This window comes from Curtobacterium sp. 179-B 9B NHS (assembly GCF_045370965.1).
Classification (GTDB): domain Bacteria; phylum Actinomycetota; class Actinomycetes; order Actinomycetales; family Microbacteriaceae; genus Curtobacterium.
This window is the reverse complement of the sequence record NZ_JBIQDQ010000002.1, coordinates 355,904-372,020: the sequence shown is the minus strand read 5'-3', so window position 1 is coordinate 372,020 and position 16,117 is coordinate 355,904. Positions and strand designations below refer to the sequence as shown.

The 16,117-nt window shown below is 70.6% G+C and carries 14 protein-coding genes; 1 reads left to right on the top strand and 13 read right to left on the bottom strand.

Going from position 1 to position 16,117, the window contains the following annotated elements; all coding sequences use genetic code 11:
- Positions 1-349: 349 nt before the first annotated feature.
- From ACH0A8_RS03535 to otsA, 13 genes are all read right to left on the bottom strand, one after another.
- Positions 350-1,120: a fumarylacetoacetate hydrolase family protein gene (locus ACH0A8_RS03535; protein WP_066654901.1), complete on the bottom strand. Its 771-nt coding sequence runs from the start codon at positions 1,118-1,120 to the stop codon at positions 350-352.
- A gap of 24 nt (positions 1,121-1,144) precedes the next feature.
- Positions 1,145-2,269 (bottom strand): branched-chain amino acid aminotransferase, encoded by a 1,125-nt coding sequence (locus ACH0A8_RS03530; RefSeq protein WP_251155581.1) that lies wholly within the window; start codon positions 2,267-2,269, stop codon positions 1,145-1,147.
- Positions 2,270-2,283: 14 nt separating this feature from the next.
- Positions 2,284-3,351 (bottom strand): 3-isopropylmalate dehydrogenase, encoded by a 1,068-nt coding sequence (locus ACH0A8_RS03525; protein ID WP_326495566.1) that lies wholly within the window; start codon positions 3,349-3,351, stop codon positions 2,284-2,286.
- An 11-nt stretch (positions 3,352-3,362) separates the two neighbouring features.
- The gene (gene serA, locus ACH0A8_RS03520) at positions 3,363-4,952 is read right to left on the bottom strand and encodes a phosphoglycerate dehydrogenase (RefSeq protein ID WP_251155579.1); all 1,590 of its coding nucleotides are present in this window, start codon (positions 4,950-4,952) and stop codon (positions 3,363-3,365) included.
- 163 nt (positions 4,953-5,115) lie between these two features.
- Positions 5,116-5,496: a hypothetical protein gene (locus ACH0A8_RS03515; RefSeq protein ID WP_251155578.1), complete on the bottom strand. Its 381-nt coding sequence runs from the start codon at positions 5,494-5,496 to the stop codon at positions 5,116-5,118.
- Positions 5,493-5,933: a hypothetical protein gene (locus ACH0A8_RS03510; RefSeq protein WP_066654915.1), complete on the bottom strand. Its 441-nt coding sequence runs from the start codon at positions 5,931-5,933 to the stop codon at positions 5,493-5,495. The genes ACH0A8_RS03515 and ACH0A8_RS03510 overlap by 4 nt, the downstream gene beginning before the upstream one ends.
- 50 nt (positions 5,934-5,983) lie before the next feature.
- Positions 5,984-7,174: a mannitol-1-phosphate 5-dehydrogenase gene (locus ACH0A8_RS03505; protein ID WP_066654917.1), complete on the bottom strand. Its 1,191-nt coding sequence runs from the start codon at positions 7,172-7,174 to the stop codon at positions 5,984-5,986.
- Between the two features lie 240 nt (positions 7,175-7,414).
- Complete coding sequence (gene ilvC / locus ACH0A8_RS03500) at positions 7,415-8,440, bottom strand: ketol-acid reductoisomerase (RefSeq protein WP_066654919.1); 1,026 nt, start codon at positions 8,438-8,440, stop codon at positions 7,415-7,417.
- A 96-nt stretch (positions 8,441-8,536) separates the two neighbouring features.
- A complete protein-coding gene (gene ilvN, locus ACH0A8_RS03495) occupies positions 8,537-9,037 on the bottom strand; it encodes an acetolactate synthase small subunit (RefSeq protein WP_066654921.1) in 501 nt (166 codons plus the stop codon).
- Complete coding sequence (locus ACH0A8_RS03490; RefSeq protein WP_209685235.1) at positions 9,034-10,854, bottom strand: acetolactate synthase large subunit; 1,821 nt, start codon at positions 10,852-10,854, stop codon at positions 9,034-9,036. Before ACH0A8_RS03490 ends, ilvN begins: the two co-directional genes overlap by 4 nt.
- A 45-nt stretch (positions 10,855-10,899) precedes the next feature.
- Complete coding sequence (ilvD, locus tag ACH0A8_RS03485) at positions 10,900-12,594, bottom strand: dihydroxy-acid dehydratase (protein ID WP_066654925.1); 1,695 nt, start codon at positions 12,592-12,594, stop codon at positions 10,900-10,902.
- A gap of 72 nt (positions 12,595-12,666) precedes the next feature.
- On the bottom strand, positions 12,667-13,449 hold the full coding sequence (gene otsB, locus ACH0A8_RS03480; protein WP_066654927.1) for a trehalose-phosphatase: 783 nt from the start codon (positions 13,447-13,449) through the stop codon (positions 12,667-12,669).
- A complete protein-coding gene (otsA, locus tag ACH0A8_RS03475; protein WP_066654929.1) occupies positions 13,442-15,028 on the bottom strand; it encodes an alpha,alpha-trehalose-phosphate synthase (UDP-forming) in 1,587 nt (528 codons plus the stop codon). The genes otsB and otsA overlap by 8 nt, the downstream gene beginning before the upstream one ends.
- A gap of 107 nt (positions 15,029-15,135) precedes the next feature.
- Here otsA and ACH0A8_RS03470 point away from each other — a divergent pair, with 107 nt between their 5' ends.
- On the top strand, positions 15,136-16,110 hold the full coding sequence (locus ACH0A8_RS03470; protein ID WP_066654931.1) for a magnesium transporter CorA family protein: 975 nt from the start codon (positions 15,136-15,138) through the stop codon (positions 16,108-16,110).
- The last annotated feature ends 7 nt before the right edge of the window (positions 16,111-16,117 follow it).

Here is a 16,117-nt window from a genome sequence, read left to right as displayed (position 1 = left end):
TCGCACGGGGTCAAAATAATTGGCATTGACAATGTGCACGCTGTTGAGTTCTCAAGGACCAGACGCACCCCCCACTCAGCACCACCACAGTGGAACCTCATCAGAGGGGCTGGAAGTTCGTTGCCGGGGAAGAACCGTGGCGGACAAGATCCCCAGGTGAACCCGGTGACCGTCTCGGCCGTTCCGTTCTCCGCCTCAGCGGCAACGAGTGATTACTCTACGCACGGCCCGACCACACCACCAACACCACCCACATCCCGGGCGTGTCGCACGGTCGGCACCTCGTGGCCCCGGCACGGCGAACGGCCCGCTCCCCTGTGGGAACGGGCCGTTCGGGTGTCGCGAGCGCTCAGTGGCGAGCGATGACCGGGTTCTTCAGCGAGCCGATCCCCTCGATGAGGACCTCCACCACCTCGCCGTCGCGGATGGCCCCGACCCCGGCCGGGGTACCGGTGAGGATGACGTCGCCGGGCAGGAGGGTCCAGATCGACGACACGAACTCGACCAGGGACGGGATGTCGTGCACCATCTCGCTGGTCGACGCCGCCTGGCGCAGCTCGCCGTCCACGCGGGTCTCGAGTCGGATGTCCGACGGGTCGATCTCGGTCTCGATGACCGGACCGAGCGGACAGAAGGTGTCGAAGCCCTTGGCTCGCGTCCACTGTCCGTCGCGGGCCTGCAGGTCGCGCGCAGTCACGTCGTTCGCGATCGTGTACCCGAGCACGACGCTCGCGAAGTCCTCGCGCCGGACGTTCTTGGCGAGCGAGCCGATCACGATGGCGAGCTCGCCCTCGTGGTCGACACGGCCGACCTCGGCCGGCAGACGGATGGGGTCGTCCGGACCGATGACCGCGGTGTTCGGCTTGAGGAAGACCACGGGGTCGTCCCCCGAACGCTCGTCCATCTCCGACGCGTGCTCGGCGTAGTTCAGGCCGACGCCGATCACCTTCGACCGAGGGATCACCGGTGCGAGGAGCTTGGCGTCGGCGAGCGGCACCCGCTCCCCCGTCGTCTCGAACCCCTGGTACATCGGGTCCCCCGCAAGGACGACCAGGTCACGCTCGTCGAGGATGCCGTACCGCGGGTCTTCACCCGTGCTGCTGAACCGTGCGATCTTCACTGTTCGACCCTACCGATCCGCGGCTCAGGCCGGGTCCGTCAGGCGCGTCATCCACCCGTGGGGGTCGGGACGACGGCCGTACTGGATGTCGGTCAGCTCCTGGCGGAGCGACATCGTCAACTCGCCGGCACCGACGGTCGGCGACCCGATCGTGAAGCCCTCGCCGCGGAGCTCCGCGATCGGCGTGACCACCGCGGCCGTCCCGCAGGCGAACGCCTCGGTGATCGAGCCGTCGGCCACCCCGTCCCGCCACTCGTCGAGCGTCACCCGACGACGCTCCACCCGGAGCCCGCGGTCCTCGGCGAGCTGCAGGATCGAGTCGCGGGTGATGCCCTCGAGGATCGACTCCGAGTCCGGCGTGACGAGCGTGCCGTCCGACCGCACGAGCACGACGTTCATGCCGCCGAGCTCCTCGAGGTACCGGCCCTCCTCGGAGTCGAGGAACATCACCTGCTGGCAGCCCTGCTCGTAGGCCTCCTGCTGCGGGAGCAGGGACGCGGCGTAGTTCCCGCCGGTCTTCGCAGCCCCGGTCCCGCCACGTGCGGCACGGGCGTACTTCGTCGACAGCCAGATGCTCACGGGCTTCGGTCCGGACGTGAAGTACGCCCCGGCCGGGCTGGCGATGCAGTGGTACGCGACCTCCTGCGCGGCACGGACCCCGAGGAAGGACTCGGTCGCGATCATGAACGGACGCAGGTACAGGCTGGTCTCCGGCGCCGACGGCACCCAGTCCACGTCGGCGCGGACGAGCTGCCGGACCGACTCGACGAAGACCTCGAGCGGCAGCTCCGGGAGCGCGAGCCGACGGGCCGAGCGCTGGAAGCGGCGCGCGTTCGCGTCCGGCCGGAAGGACCACACCGACCCGTCCGCGTGGCGGTAGGCCTTCATGCCCTCGAAGATCTCCTGCGCGTAGTGGAACACGCTGGCGCTGGGGTCGAGGGTCAGCGGTCCGTACGGGTGGATCGATGCGCTGTGCCAGCCGGCTTCGAGCGACCACGCGACGGTGGCCATGTGGTCGGTGAAGTACTTGCCGAAGCCCGGGTCGGCGAGGATCTCCTCGCGCTCGGCCGCGGCCCGACGCTCGGGCGACGGCGTGTTCGCGAACTCGAGGGCGAAGTCGCCGTCGGTCTCGGTGTCGGTGCTGCTCATCGGGGTGACTCCTGTCAGGCGGTGGTGGTGCGTGCTGCGACCGCGGCGGCGATGGCGTCGCCGACCTCGGCCGTGCTGCGCGGCGTGGTGCCCCGGCTCGCGAGGTCGGCCTCGACCGCCTGTGTCACGGCCGCCGCCAGGTCTGCACGACCGAGGTGGTCGAGCAGCAGGGCGACGGACAGGACGGCGGCGGTCGGGTCGGCGACCTGCTGGCCTGCGATGTCCGGCGCGGAACCGTGGACCGGTTCGAACATGCTGGGGAAGGTGCCGTCCGGGTTGATGTTCCCCGAGGCCGCCAGACCGATGCCGCCGCTGATCGCGCCGGCCAGGTCGGTGATGATGTCCCCGAACAGGTTGTCGGTGACGATGACGTCGAATCGCCCGGGCTCGCGGACCATGTGGATCGTCACCGCGTCGACGTGCTGGTAGTCGACGGTCACGTCCGGGTGCTCCTCGGCGACCGCCGCGACCGTCCGCTGCCAGAGGGAACCCGCGTGCACGAGCACGTTGCTCTTGTGCACGAGGGTCAGGTGCTTCCGCGGGCGGCGGGAGGCGAGGTCGAAGGCGTACCGGACGACGCGCTCGACACCGTGTGCCGTGTTGAGGGACACCTCGGTGGCGATCTCGTGCGGCGTGCCGACGCGGATCGCGCCGCCGTTGCCGACGTACGGGCCCTCGGTGCCCTCGCGCACGACGACGAAGTCGACCGCGCCCGGGTCGGCGAGCGGGCTCGCGACCGAGGAGTACACCGTCGTGGGGCGGAGGTTGACGTAGTGGTCGAACGCGAAGCGCAGCTTCAGCAGGAGTCCACGCTCGATGATCCCGCCCGCGAGTCGCGGGTCGCGCGGGTCACCGCCGACGGCGCCGAGCAGGATCGCGTCGTGCTCGGCGATCGCGGACATGTCGTCGTCGGTGAGGATGTCGCCCGTCTCGAGGTACCGGGCGGCACCGAGCGAGAAGGCGGTCTCCTGCACGTCGAGGTCGTCCGGCAGCACCGCGTGCAGGACCTTCAGCGCTTCGTCCACCACCTCGGGCCCGATGCCGTCGCCGCGGACGACCGCCAGCTTGACCGTCTGTGCCATGTCCCGGACCCCTACAGCGTGATGTCGATCTCGCGGAGCGAGGTCGCGTCGATGGTGGAGCGCACGTGCTCGAGGATCTCCGCGGGCACCGGCGAGTCGACCGTCAGGACGCTCAGCGCCTGCCCGCCGGCGGCCTCGCGTGAGATCTGCATCGCGGCGATGTTGATGCCGGCGTCGCCGAACTCCTTGCCGTAGACCGCGACGATGCCGGGGCGGTCGGTGTAGACCATCACGACGTGGTGCGCGTCGAGGGCGACCTCGACGTCGTGGCCGTTGATCTCCACGAGCTTCTCGACCTGCTTGGCACCGGTCAGCGTGCCGGACACGCTGATCGCGGGCCCGTCGGACTGGGCACCGCGGATGGTGAGGACGTTGCGGTACTCCGGGCTGTCGGCGTCGGTGATGAGCCGGACGCTCACGCCGCGCTGCTCCGCGATGAGCGGGGCGTTGACGTACGAGACCTGGTCGCTGACGACGTCGGTGAAGACGCCCTTGAGGGCTGCGAGCTTCAGCACGCTGACGTCGTACTGCGCGAGCTCGCCGTGCACCTCGACGTCGATGCTCGTCACCGGCGAGGTGGCCAGGCCGGTGAAGACCTGACCGAGCTTCTCCATGAGCGGGATCCCCGGGCGGACGTACGGGTCGATGACGCCGCCGGCGACGTTGACCGCGTCCGGCACGAGTTCGCCGCCGAGCGCGAGGCGCACGGACTTCGCGACGGAGACGCCGGCCTTCTCCTGGGCCTCGTCCGTCGAGGCGCCGAGGTGCGGCGTGACGACGACGTTCGGCAGCGCGAGCAGCGGCGAGTCCTTCGGCGGCTCGGACACGAAGACGTCGAGGCCGGCACCGGCGATCTCCCCGGACGTGAGCGCCCGGTGCAGGGCGTCCTCGTCGATCAGGCCGCCGCGGGCGACGTTCACGACGAACGCGGTCGGCTTCATGAGCGCGAACTGCTCGTCCGAGATCATGCCCACCGTCTCCGGCGTCTTCGGCATGTGGATCGTGGTGAAGTCCGCACGACGGAGGAGGTCCTCGAGCGACACCAGCTCGACCCCGAGCTGCTGGGCCCTGGCCGTCGTGACGTAGGGGTCGTACGCGATGACCGAGACGCCGAACGCCTGCAGGCGCTGCGTGATGAGCGCGCCGATGCGGCCGAGGCCGATGATGCCGACGGTCTTCTCGTAGAGCTCGACGCCCGTGTACGACGAACGCTTCCACGCGCCGGCGGCGAGCGACGCGTGGGCCGCGGGGATGTGGCGCGCGAGCGACAGGATGTGGCCGACCGTGAGCTCGGCGGCCGAGATGATGTTCGACGTCGGCGCGTTGACGACCATCACGCCGGCGGTGGTCGCCGCCTTGATGTCGACGTTGTCCAGGCCGACGCCCGCGCGGGCGACCACCTTGAGCTGCGGCGCCGCGGCGATGGCCTCGGCGTCGATCTTCGTGGCGGACCGCACCAGCACGGCGTGCGCGTCGGCGAGGGAGGACAGGAGCGCGGCACGGTCGGTACCGTCCACGTTCCGGATCTCGAAGTCGGGCCCGAGGGCGTCGACGGTGGCGGGCGAGAGTTCTTCGGCGATCAGGACGACCGGCTTCGGCACAGCTGCAGTTCCTCACACGAGACGGGCGGTATCCCACCATCGTATCGACGCGGGGACCCGGTTACGACCGCACCGTCGGTCCCCGACGGAACCACGCGCCGGTCCGGAGGCGCGGAGCCAGCGGGCACCGTGCCTCCCGTCCGTGGGACGGTCGCGACGTGCGTCAGAAGTCGAGCAGGCGCGGCACGAACAGCTGGAGGTCGAGCCAGAGCGCGCCCGCCGCCGCGAACGCGACGACGAAGACTCCGACCGTCACCGACAGCCGAGCCCGGCGCGTCGTCCAGAGGGCGACCAGGAACGCGACGGGCGCGATCGCGATGTCGAGGACGAGCCAGCCCCAGGGGGTGCTGCGCTGCAGCGACGAACCACCGGAGGTCGTCTCGAGGAACGTGTTGAACGCGCGAACCGACTGCGAGACGGTGACGAGGTTCCCGACGCTCTGGACGGTCATGTAGGCGAACAGCGCGCCGAAGACCACCCAGACGACGATGCGGCCGACGAGCGGGGACGAGGTCCGGCGGGCTGCCGGTGTCGTGGCGGTCACCCGAAGCTCCTGGTCATGAGGAACGGCCAGGGGAAGAGCACGGCGGCTCCGAGCAGCATCCACAGCAGCCGCGTGCGGGTCCGACGACCACGACCGGCCCAGAGCACCACGGTGAACCACAGCGCGGGCGCAACGATCGACAGGAAGCGGAGGACCTCGACGAAGACGGTGAGCAGCGTGTCGACGTTCGCGACGTACGCGGTCGAGGCGGTGAGCAGCCACGCCACCGTGTAGAGCAGGTAGAGCCCGCCGAAGACCCCGAAGCCGACCAGGGCACCGGAGGTCTCCGGGCGCTCCGGGTCGCGTCCGCCGTGGCCCTTCACCGTGACCGGGTTGTGGGCCGCGTCGACGTGGGTCGCGTCGTCCGCGTCGCCCCAGCTGAGGGCGTCGTCGTCGTGGTCGACCGAGCCGTCGGGCGGGGATGCTGCCGTGGTCATGGGGACGATTCTACGAGGGACCCGCGACGGCGGACACCACGAGGGATCGCTCAGACGTCGGCGGGCTGGGTCGCGAGGACCCCGGCGACGACGTCGCGCACCGCGGGGAACAGCGGGTGGCTCTCCACGAGCCCGGTCAGGATCTCGGTGAGTGCGTGCGCCGTCGCGCCGGAGCGGAGCAGGGCGTGCAGCTCGATCGACTCGGGGTCGTTCTCGTCGTCGAACGCCAGGGCGACCCGGACCGCTCCGAGCAGGTGCTCGACCGGGAGCCCGCGTTCGGCCAGCTGCGACGCCGGGCCGATGAAGCGCTCACGCCGTCCGAGCTTCCGCAGCGGGTTGCGCCCCACACGCGCCGTGGTGTCCGGCAGGAGCGGGTTCGCGATGCGGGTGAGGTTCGCAGCGACGTAGCGGGCGTGCTCGGCCGGGTCGAACCCGTGCTTGGCGACCAGCAGCGCGGTCGTCTCGGCGAGGACCCCGTCGACCTCGGCGCGGACCTCGCGGTCCTCGAGGGCCTCGCGGATGAGTCGGATCCCGCGGACGAAGCCGTGGTACGCCGCGGTCGCGTGGGCGGTGTTCACCGTGTAGAGCTTCCGCTCGACGAACGGCTGCAGGTCGTCGACCCAGGTGACGCCGTCGATCTGCGGCGGCTCGGCGTCGGACGGAGCGAAGGGGGTGCGCTCGATGACCCACTCGTAGAACGGCTCGAGCACGACGTCGAGACCACCGGACTGTCCGAGCACCCCGGACTGGTCCGGGACGATGCGGTCGATCGCGCAGTTCGCGAAGACCGCCGCGACGTGACGGTCCTCGAGGATCGGGGCGCGTCGGATGCTGGCGTGCAGCGAGTCCGTCGCGTTGAAGGCGTTCTCGCAGGCCACGACCGTGACGTCGCCGCGCTCGGGCGCCCGTGCCGCGAGGCCCTCGGCGATGACGGGGGCGACGAGCGGCAGCGTGCGTGCACCGACGGCGGTCGTGACGACGTCGGCCTCGGCGATCGCCTGGACGACGCGCTCACGGTCGGTCTTGCTGCTGAGTGCACGGAAGCCGTACACGAGGTGTTCGACGGGCTGCTCGCCGACCTCGTGGACCACGAAGCGGCCGGCGTCGTTGAGCGCGGAGACCACGCGGTCGTCCACGTCGACGAAGGTGAGCTCGTAACCGCTCGCGACCAGGAACTGACCCACGAACCCGCGCCCGATCTTGCCGGCGCCGATGTGGACCGCTCGCTTCGTCACCGCCATCCGATGATCCTCCCACGTCGGAGGACCCGGTCGTGACCACTCCTCGCGACGCCGCGGAGCGGCATCGGCAGCACTGCAGGACGGGTCACGGAAGCGGAGCGCCCGGGTACGGGGACGCCACGGGGGCGCCAGGTGCTGGCGCTGGAGCTGGAGGGGTACAGGTGCATGTCGTTCGGGTCACGTCGCGAGGCGGCGGTGCGAACGCACCGCCGCCTCGGGAGTCGGGTGGTCGACCGCAGACTACCGCGCGGCCGAGCCGTCCACGTAGTCGGCGTCGTTCGACTTCCACGCGAACAGCGCGCGGAGCTCGCGGCCGGTGGCCTCGATCGGGTGGCCCTCGCCCTTCGCGCGGAGCTCCTTGAACTCCGGCGCGCCGGCGTCCTGGTCCTCGATGAAGCGCTTGGCGAAGGTGCCGTCCTGGATGTCGGAGAGCACGGCCTTCATGTTCTCCTTGACCTCGGGCGAGATCACGCGGGGGCCGGAGACGTAGTCACCGAACTCGGCGGTGTCGGAGATCGACCAGCGCTGCTTGGTGAGGCCGCCCTCCCAGATGAGGTCGACGATGAGCTTGAGCTCGTGCAGGACCTCGAAGTAGGCGATCTGCGGCTGGTAGCCCGCCTCGACCAGGGTCTCGAAGCCGTACTGGATGAGCTGCGACGTGCCACCGCAGAGGACGGCCTGCTCACCGAACAGGTCGGTCTCGGTCTCCTCGGTGAAGGTCGTCTTGATGCCGCCGGAACGCAGGCCGCCGATGGCCTTGGCGTACGACCAGGCGAGGTCCCAGGCGCTGCCGGAGGCGTCGACCTCGACGGCGACGATCACGGGCACACCACGGCCGGCCTCGTACTCGCGACGGACGGTGTGCCCCGGGCCCTTCGGCGCGACGAGCGCGACGTCGACGCCCTCGGGGGCCTCGATGTAGCCGTAGCGGATGTTGAAGCCGTGGCCGAAGACGAGCGTCGCGCCGTCCTTCAGGTTCGGCTCGATGTCCTCGGCGTAGACGATGCGCTGCACCTGGTCCGGCGCGAGGATCACGACGACGTCGGCGTTCTTCGTCGCCTCGGCCGGGGTGAGGACCTCGAAGCCCGCCTCGGTCGCCTTGTCGCGGCTCTTCGAGCCCTCCTGGAGGCCGATGACGACCTCGACGCCGGAGTCACGGAGGTTGAGCGCGTGGGCGTGGCCCTGCGAGCCGTAGCCGATGACGGCGACCTTCTTGCCCTGGATGAGCGTCAGGTCGGCGTCGGCGTCGTACACGATGTCAGTCACGAGGGTGTGTCTCCTTGGTTCTGGTGGCTTGTGGTGTGCGGACGGGAGGCGCGTGGCGGGACCGCCCCGCGCCTGCCGCCCGGAAGCGGGGTGTGCTCAGCGCACGCGGTCGGTGATGCTCTTCGGCCCACGGCCCATGCCGAGCAGACCGGCGCGGGCGAGTTCCTTGACGCCGTAGGGCTCGAGGACGCGGAGGATCGCCTGGATCTTGCCCGGGTCGCCGGTCACCTCGACGATGAGCGAGTCGGTCGCCACGTCGACGACCTGCGCGCGGAAGAGGTTCACGGCCTCGAGCACGGCCGAGCGGGTCTGGTTGTCGACGCGGACCTTCACGAGCATGTGCTCGCGCTGCACCGACTGCGAGAAGTCGAGCTCGACGATCTTGATGACGTTGACGAGCTTGTTGAGCTGCTTCGTCACCTGCTCCAGCGGCAGGTCCTCGACGTCGACGACGACCGTGATCCGGGACAGGCCCTCGACCTCGGTGCCGCCCACGGCGAGCGACTCGATGTTGAAGCCGCGCCGGGCGAACAGCCCCGCGACGCGCGTCAGCAGACCCGGCTTGTCCTCGACGAGGAGGGAGAGGACGTGGCTCATGCGGTTTCTCCCGTCATGTCGGCGTCCTCGTCGTCCCAGGTCGGGGCGAGGGCCTGGGCGTACTCGATGGACGAGTTGCTGACCCCCTGCGGGACCATGGGCCAGACCATCGAGTCGCGGCTGACCACGAAGTCGATCACCACGGGGCGGTCGTTCGTCTCGAGGGCGAGCTGGATGGCGGCGTCGACCTCGTCCGCCTTCTCGACGCGGATGCCGAGGGCACCGTAGGCGTCGGCGAGCTTCACGAAGTCCGGGACGCGGCGCGTGCCGTGACCGGTCTGCAGGTCGGTGAAGGAGTGTCGGCCGTCGTAGAACAGCGTCTGCCACTGCCGCACCATGCCGAGCGAGGAGTTGTTGATGACCGCGACCTTGATCGGGATGTCGTTGATGACGCAGGTCGCGAGCTCCTGGTTCGTCATCTGGAAGCAACCGTCGCCGTCGATCGCCCAGACCACGCGGTCCGGCTGGGCGACCTTCGCGCCCATCGCCGCGGGGACCGAGTAGCCCATGGTGCCGGCGCCACCCGAGTTCAGCCAGGCGTTCGGCCGCTCGTACCGGATGAACTGCGCGGACCACATCTGGTGCTGCCCGACCCCGGAGGCGAACACGCCCTCGGGACCGGTGAGCTCACCGATGCGCTTGATGATCGCCTGCGGCGCGAGCAGCCCGTCGGTCGGCTCCGCGTACCCGAGCGGGAAGTCCTGCCGGAGCTGGTCGAGCTTCGCCCACCAGGCGCTCGTGTCCGCCCGGTCGGCGGAGACGTCGTCCCAGGCGTCGAGGAGGTCGACGAGGACCTCGCGGGCGTCGCCGACGATCGGCACGTCGGCGAAGCGGATCTTCGAGATCTCCGCGGGGTCGATGTCGACGTGCACGACCTTGGCGTGCGGCGCGAACTCGTCAGCCTTGCCCGTCACACGGTCGTCGAAGCGCGCACCGAGGGCGACGATGAGGTCGCTCTCCTGCAGGCCGAGCACCGCGGGCACCGTGCCGTGCATGCCCGGCATGCCGAGGTGCTGCTGGTGCGAGTCCGGGAAGGCGCCACGGGCCATGAGGGTCGTGACGACCGGCGCACCGGTGGCCTCGGCGAAGCGCAGGAGCTCGGCCGACGCACCGGAGCGGACGACGCCGCCGCCGACGTACAGCACCGGACGCTCGGCCTCGGCCAGCAGCTGGGCCGCGGCCGTGATCTGCTTGCCGTGCGCCTTCGTGACCGGACGGTAGCCGGGCAGGTCGATCTTCGGCGGCCAGACGTACGGCGCCGACTTCTGCTGGGCGTCCTTCGTGATGTCGACGAGCACCGGGCCCGGGCGACCCGTCGTGGCGATCTGGTGGGCCGCGGCCAGCGTCGCCGGCACGTCGGCCGGGTCGGTCACGAGGAACGAGTGCTTCGTGATCGGCATCGTGATGCCGACGATGTCGGCCTCCTGGAAGGCGTCGGTGCCCATCAGGGTCGAGAACACCTGCCCGGTGATCGCGATGAACGGCACCGAGTCCATGTAGGCGTCGGCGATCGCCGTGACGAGGTTCGTCGCACCGGGACCGGACGTCGCGATGGCGACACCGACCTTGCCGGACGAGGAGGCGTACCCCTCGGCGGCGTGGCCGGCACCCTGCTCGTGGCGCACGAGGACGTGGCGGATGGTCGTCGACGCCATGAGCTCGTCGTAGAACGGGATGATCGCGCCGCCGGGCAGGCCGAAGACGTCGGTGATCCCGAGGTGCTCGAGCGTCCGCAGGACGGCTCCCGAGCCGGTCAGGATCTCGGGCGACCGCCGCGTACCGGCGGCCGCGGACAGCGGAGTGGCTTCCGTGGGCATGAGGTGGTCCTTGCCTGGAGGGATGGCGGTTCGAACGTGTCGACGCTAGCCCGTGACCGCGCCCTTGGCGGCGGACTGGACGAGCTTCGCGAACTTCGCGAGGACTCCGCGGGTGTAGCGCGGGGGCAGCGGGGCCCAGCCTTCTCGGCGGGCCTCCAGCTCGGCGTCGTCGACCAGTAGGTCGAGCGAGCGAGCCGCGATGTCGACACGGATGCGGTCGCCATCGCGCACGAATGCCACTGGACCTGCGTCCACGGCTTCCGGTGCGATGTGGCCGATGCACAGGCCGGTTGTGCCGCCTGAGAATCGTCCGTCCGTCAACAGTAGTACATCCTTGCCCAGGCCCGCGCCCTTGATGGCAGCGGTGATGGCGAGCATCTCGCGCATGCCGGGGCCGCCCTTCGGGCCCTCGTAGCGGATGACCACCACGTCGCCCTTCTGGATCCGTCCCTCGGTCAGGGCGTCCATGGCGGCGCGCTCGCGGTCGAACACCCGCGCCGGGCCCTCGAACACGGCGGCGTCGAAGCCGGCGGTCTTCACGACGGCACCCTCGGGCGCGAACGAGCCCTTGAGGATCGTCAGGCCACCGGTGGTGTGGATCGGGTTGTCGAGCTTCCGGAAGACCTCGCCGTCGAGCTCCGGCGGGTCGATCTCGGCCAGGTTCTCGGCGAGGGTCTTGCCGGTGACGGTCATGACGTCGCCGTGCAGCAGACCGGCCTCGAGCAGCGCCTTCATGATCACCGGGATGCCGCCGTTGCGGTCGACGTCGACCATGACGTACTTGCCGAACGGCTTCATGTCCGCCAGGTGCGGCACCTTCGAGCCGATGCGGTTGAAGTCGTCGAGGCTCAGCTCGACCTCGGCCTCGTGCGCGATCGCGAGCAGGTGCAGCACGACGTTGGTCGAGCCTCCCAGCGCCATCGCGACGGCGATGGCGTTCTCGAACGCCTCCTTCGTCAGGATCTGGCGGGCGGTGAGCCCGAGGCGCAGCATGTTGACGACCGCCTCGCCGGAGCGATGGGCGTAGTAGTCACGGCGACGGTCGGCGCTCGGCGGGGCCGCGGACCCGGGCAGCGACATGCCGAGGGCCTCGGCCACGCTCGCCATCGTGTTCGCGGTGTACATCCCGCCGCAGGCGCCCTCGCCCGGGACGATCGCGCACTCGATCTCCTTGAGCTCGGCCTCGGTCATGGTGCCGGCCTTGCACGCACCGACGCCCTCGAAGGAGTCGATGATCGTGACCTCCTTGAAGGAGCCGTCGGCCTGCTTCACGTAGCCCGGCATGACCGAACCCGCGTAGAGGAAGACGCTCGCGAGGTCCAGACGCGCGGCGGCCATGAGCATGCCGGGGAGCGACTTGTCGCAGCCGGCGAGCAGCACGGTGCCGTCGAGGCGCTCGGCGTTGACGACCGTCTCGACGCTGTCGGCGATGACCTCGCGGGAGACGAGCGAGAAGTGCATGCCCTCGTGGCCCATCGAGATGCCGTCGGAGACGGAGATGGTGCCGAACTGCAGCGGGTACCCGCCGCCGGAGTGCACGCCCTCCTTCGCGCCCTGGGCGAGGCGGTCGAGCGAGAGGTTGCAGGGGGTGATCTCGTTCCAGGACGAGGCGATCCCGATCTGCGGCTTGTCCCAGTCGGCGTCGCCCATGCCGACGGCGCGGAGCATGCCACGCGAGGTGGTCGCTTCGATCCCGTCGGTGACGACCCGGCTGCGCGGCTTCACGTCGATGTCAGGCATGGAGGCAGTCTAGGACCAGTTGGGATACCACCCGGACACCGTTGCGCGGACGGGAGGCGCGGGGCCGGGTCGTCAGCGCGTCGCGCGCAGGCGTCCGAGCTGCTTCAGGACGTCGGTGAGCGCCGCAGGGTCGGCCACGCGGTGGGCGGCGAGCGTGTCGCCCTCCCCCACCTTCACGCCGACGTCGCCGTCGCGGAGCACCCGGAAGGCGTCCTCGTCGGTGACGTCGTCGCCGGCGAAGAACACCGCGTCGGCGCCGCGGAGCCCGCGCAGTCGATCGATCGCGTCGCCCTTCGTGACGTGCCGGACGGCGAACTCGACGATGTCCTTGCCGCCGCGCTCCAGCACGTCCGGGTCTGCTGCGTGCGCCGCCTCGTGCGCCGCCGCGTTCGCCGCGGCCGCGTCCTCGACGCTCGCCCGCCGGGTGTGCACGCCGTGGCCTGCCGGCTTGTGCTCGATCACGACGTCGGGGAACCGTGCACCGACCTCGTCGAGGGCAGCGCCGACCCGTTCGACCCGCGCGAGCTCGTCGTCGCTCAGCGCGGCCTCGTCGTGGCCGTCCACGCGCCACTCGACACCGTGCGACCCGACGAGCGCCATGCCGTCGGGTGCGTGCGACACCCGGGCGAGCCCCTCGAGCGGACGCCCGGAGACGAGCACGACCTCGGTGTCGCGGGCGCGCTGCAGGGTGAGCACCGCGGCCCAGGAGCCGGGGAGCGCCCCGACCCGTGCGGGGTCGTCGGCGAAGGGTGCGAGCGTGCCGTCGAAGTCGAGGGCGACGAGCAGTCGCGGCGCAGCCGCGAGCGTCTCGAGGGCCGCCGCCAGGACGGCCGGGTCGGTGGAGACCTCAGGCACCCCGTGCCTCCCGGGTGTCCTCGGCGGCACGCGCCTTCTGCGCGTCCTGGTCGAAGATCGACATCCCGTCGTCCTCCGCCTCGCGGTGCCGCTCGCCGCCGTCGTCGGACGGGTCGATCCGCGACCCGCGCGGGGCGTGCCGGTCGAGCGCCTCGAGGAACGAGCGGGACCACCGGGCCACGTCGTTGTCGCGGACGCGCTTGCGGAGCGCGCGCATGCGCGTGGAGCGCTCGCGGCGGGGCATCTCGATGGCGCGCTGGATCGAGTCCTTCAGCGCGCCGATGTCGTGCGGGTTGACGATGACGGCCTGCTTGAGCTCGTCGGCGGCACCCGCGAACTCGGACAGGATGAGCACGCCGTCGTTGTCGAACCGGGCGGCCACGTACTCCTTCGCGACCAGGTTCATGCCGTCGCGCAGGGCCGTGACGAGCATGATGTCGGCGGCCAGGTAGAGCGCCACCATCTCCTCGCGCGGGTACCCGTGGTGCAGGTACGCGATCGGCTGGTGGCCGATGACCCCGAGGTCGCCGTTGATGCGGCCGACGGTGAGCTCGATCTCGTCACGCAGCGTCGCGTAGGTGTCGACCCGCTCGCGGCTCGGGCTCGCGACCTGCACGAGGGTGGCGTCCTCGACCGCGATCCGGCCGTCCTCGACGAGCTCGCCGAACGCCTTGATCCGGTGCCGGATGCCCTTCGTGTAGTCGAGCCGGTCGACGCCGAGCAGCACGGTCTTCGGGTTGCCGAGGCTCTCGCGGATCTCCCGCGCGCGCTCCTGCACCTCGGGCCGGTGGGCGATCTCCTCGAAGCTCTCGGCATCGATGGAGATCGGGAAGTGCCGTGCCTCGACGTGCCGCACGGTGATGCCCTTGCGGCTCCGCGGGGCCGCCGGGTCGTCCACGGGGACGTCGATGGTCGACCCCTTGGTGGTGTAGCCCTTGATGTGCCGGACCGCGCGGAGGAAGTCGCTCGCGTCGTCCTGGCGCTGGAAGCCGATCACGTCGGCACCGAGCAGCCCGTCGAGGATCTGCGCGCGCCAGGGCAGCTGCGCGTAGATGCCGACCGGCGGGAACGGGATGTGGTTGAAGAAGCCGATCGTCAGGTCGGGGCGGCGCTCCCGCAGCAGCGCCGGCAGGAGCTGCAGCTGGTAGTCCTGCACCCACACGATGCCGTCCTGCTCGACGATCTCGGCGATCTGGTCGGCGAAGCGCTCGTTGACGCGTCGGTACGCGATCCACCAGTCGCGGTGGTAGCTCGGGTGCTCGATGACGTCGTGGTAGAGCGGCCACAGCGTGTCGTTGCTGAACCCCTCGTAGTACTCCTCGACGTCGGCGGCGCTGAGCGGCACCGGCACGATGTGGATGCCCTCGTTGTCGAACGGTGCGACCTCGACGTCCGGCTGGCCGACCCACCCGACCCAGGCGCCGTCGTTGGCGCGCATGACCGGTTCGAGCGCCGTCACCAGCCCGCCGGGCGAGTGCCGCCACCCCTCGTTGCCGTCCTCGTCGACGACGCGGTCCACCGGGAGGCGGTTCGAGGCGACGACGAAGGCGTAGCGGTCCGGGTCGGTGTCTGCTGCCATGGGGTGCTGGTGTCTCCGTTCCCTCCGGCCGGTGCGCCGGGATCGAGGCCGACGGTACCAGCGGAGGGGCGGCCGGCTCTCGGTGCGCCGTCACTAGGCTCGTCGCCATGGTCATGACACGGGCGTGGCGGGACGGCACCGCGGTGGAGCGGGACTTCCCCGTCGAACGGGTGTCGGACCTGCTGGAGCGCGACGACGGCACCTTCGTGTGGGTGGACCACGTCGACCCGGACCCCGGTGACCTGGACCAGCTCGAGGACGAGCTCGGGGTGCACGCGCTCGCGGTCGAGGACGCCCTCGAGCACGGGCAGCGGCCGAAGCTCGACCGCTACCGGGACAGCCTGTTCCTGGTCGTCTACGACGTCGACGGCCTCGACGCCGAGGGCGAGCTCGTCACGCACGAGGTGAAGGCCTTCGTCACGCACCGGGCGCTCGTGACCATCCACGGCCCCGACGTCGACCTCGGCGCCGTCGAACGGCGGCTGGAGGCGAACGCCGACCTGGCCGACCGCGGGGTGCCCTGGCTCGTCTGGGGACTCCTCGACGCCGTCGTCGACCACGCCACGAAGGCCGTCGAGGACATCGAGGCACGCATCGACGACCTCGAGGACGACCTGTTCGAGCACGGGGACCCGCGCGAGCAGCAGGTCCAGCGCCGGTCCTTCCGGCTGCGGAAGGCGCTCGGCGTGCTCCGGCGGCAGGTCGTGCCCACGCGCGACAGCGTCGGGTCCCTGCTGCACGGCGACGCCGAGACGATCGCCGACGGCATCCGCCCGTACCTCCGTGACGTCGAGGACCACCTCGTGACGATCGCGGACTCGGTCGAGCAGCTCCGCGACGCGGTGTCGAGCGTCCTCGACACGAACCTGAACCTGGCGTCGAACCGGCAGAACACCGTGATGAAGAAGGTGACGAGCTGGGCGGCGATCATCGCGATCCCGACCGCCATCACCGGGTTCTTCGGGCAGAACGTGACGTTCCCCGGGGAGGGGCACTGGAGCGGGTTGGCCGCGTCGGTGTCGCTGATCGTCGCGACGTCGCTCGTGCTCTACCGCGTGTTCAAGAGCAAGGACTGGCTGTAGCCGGCCG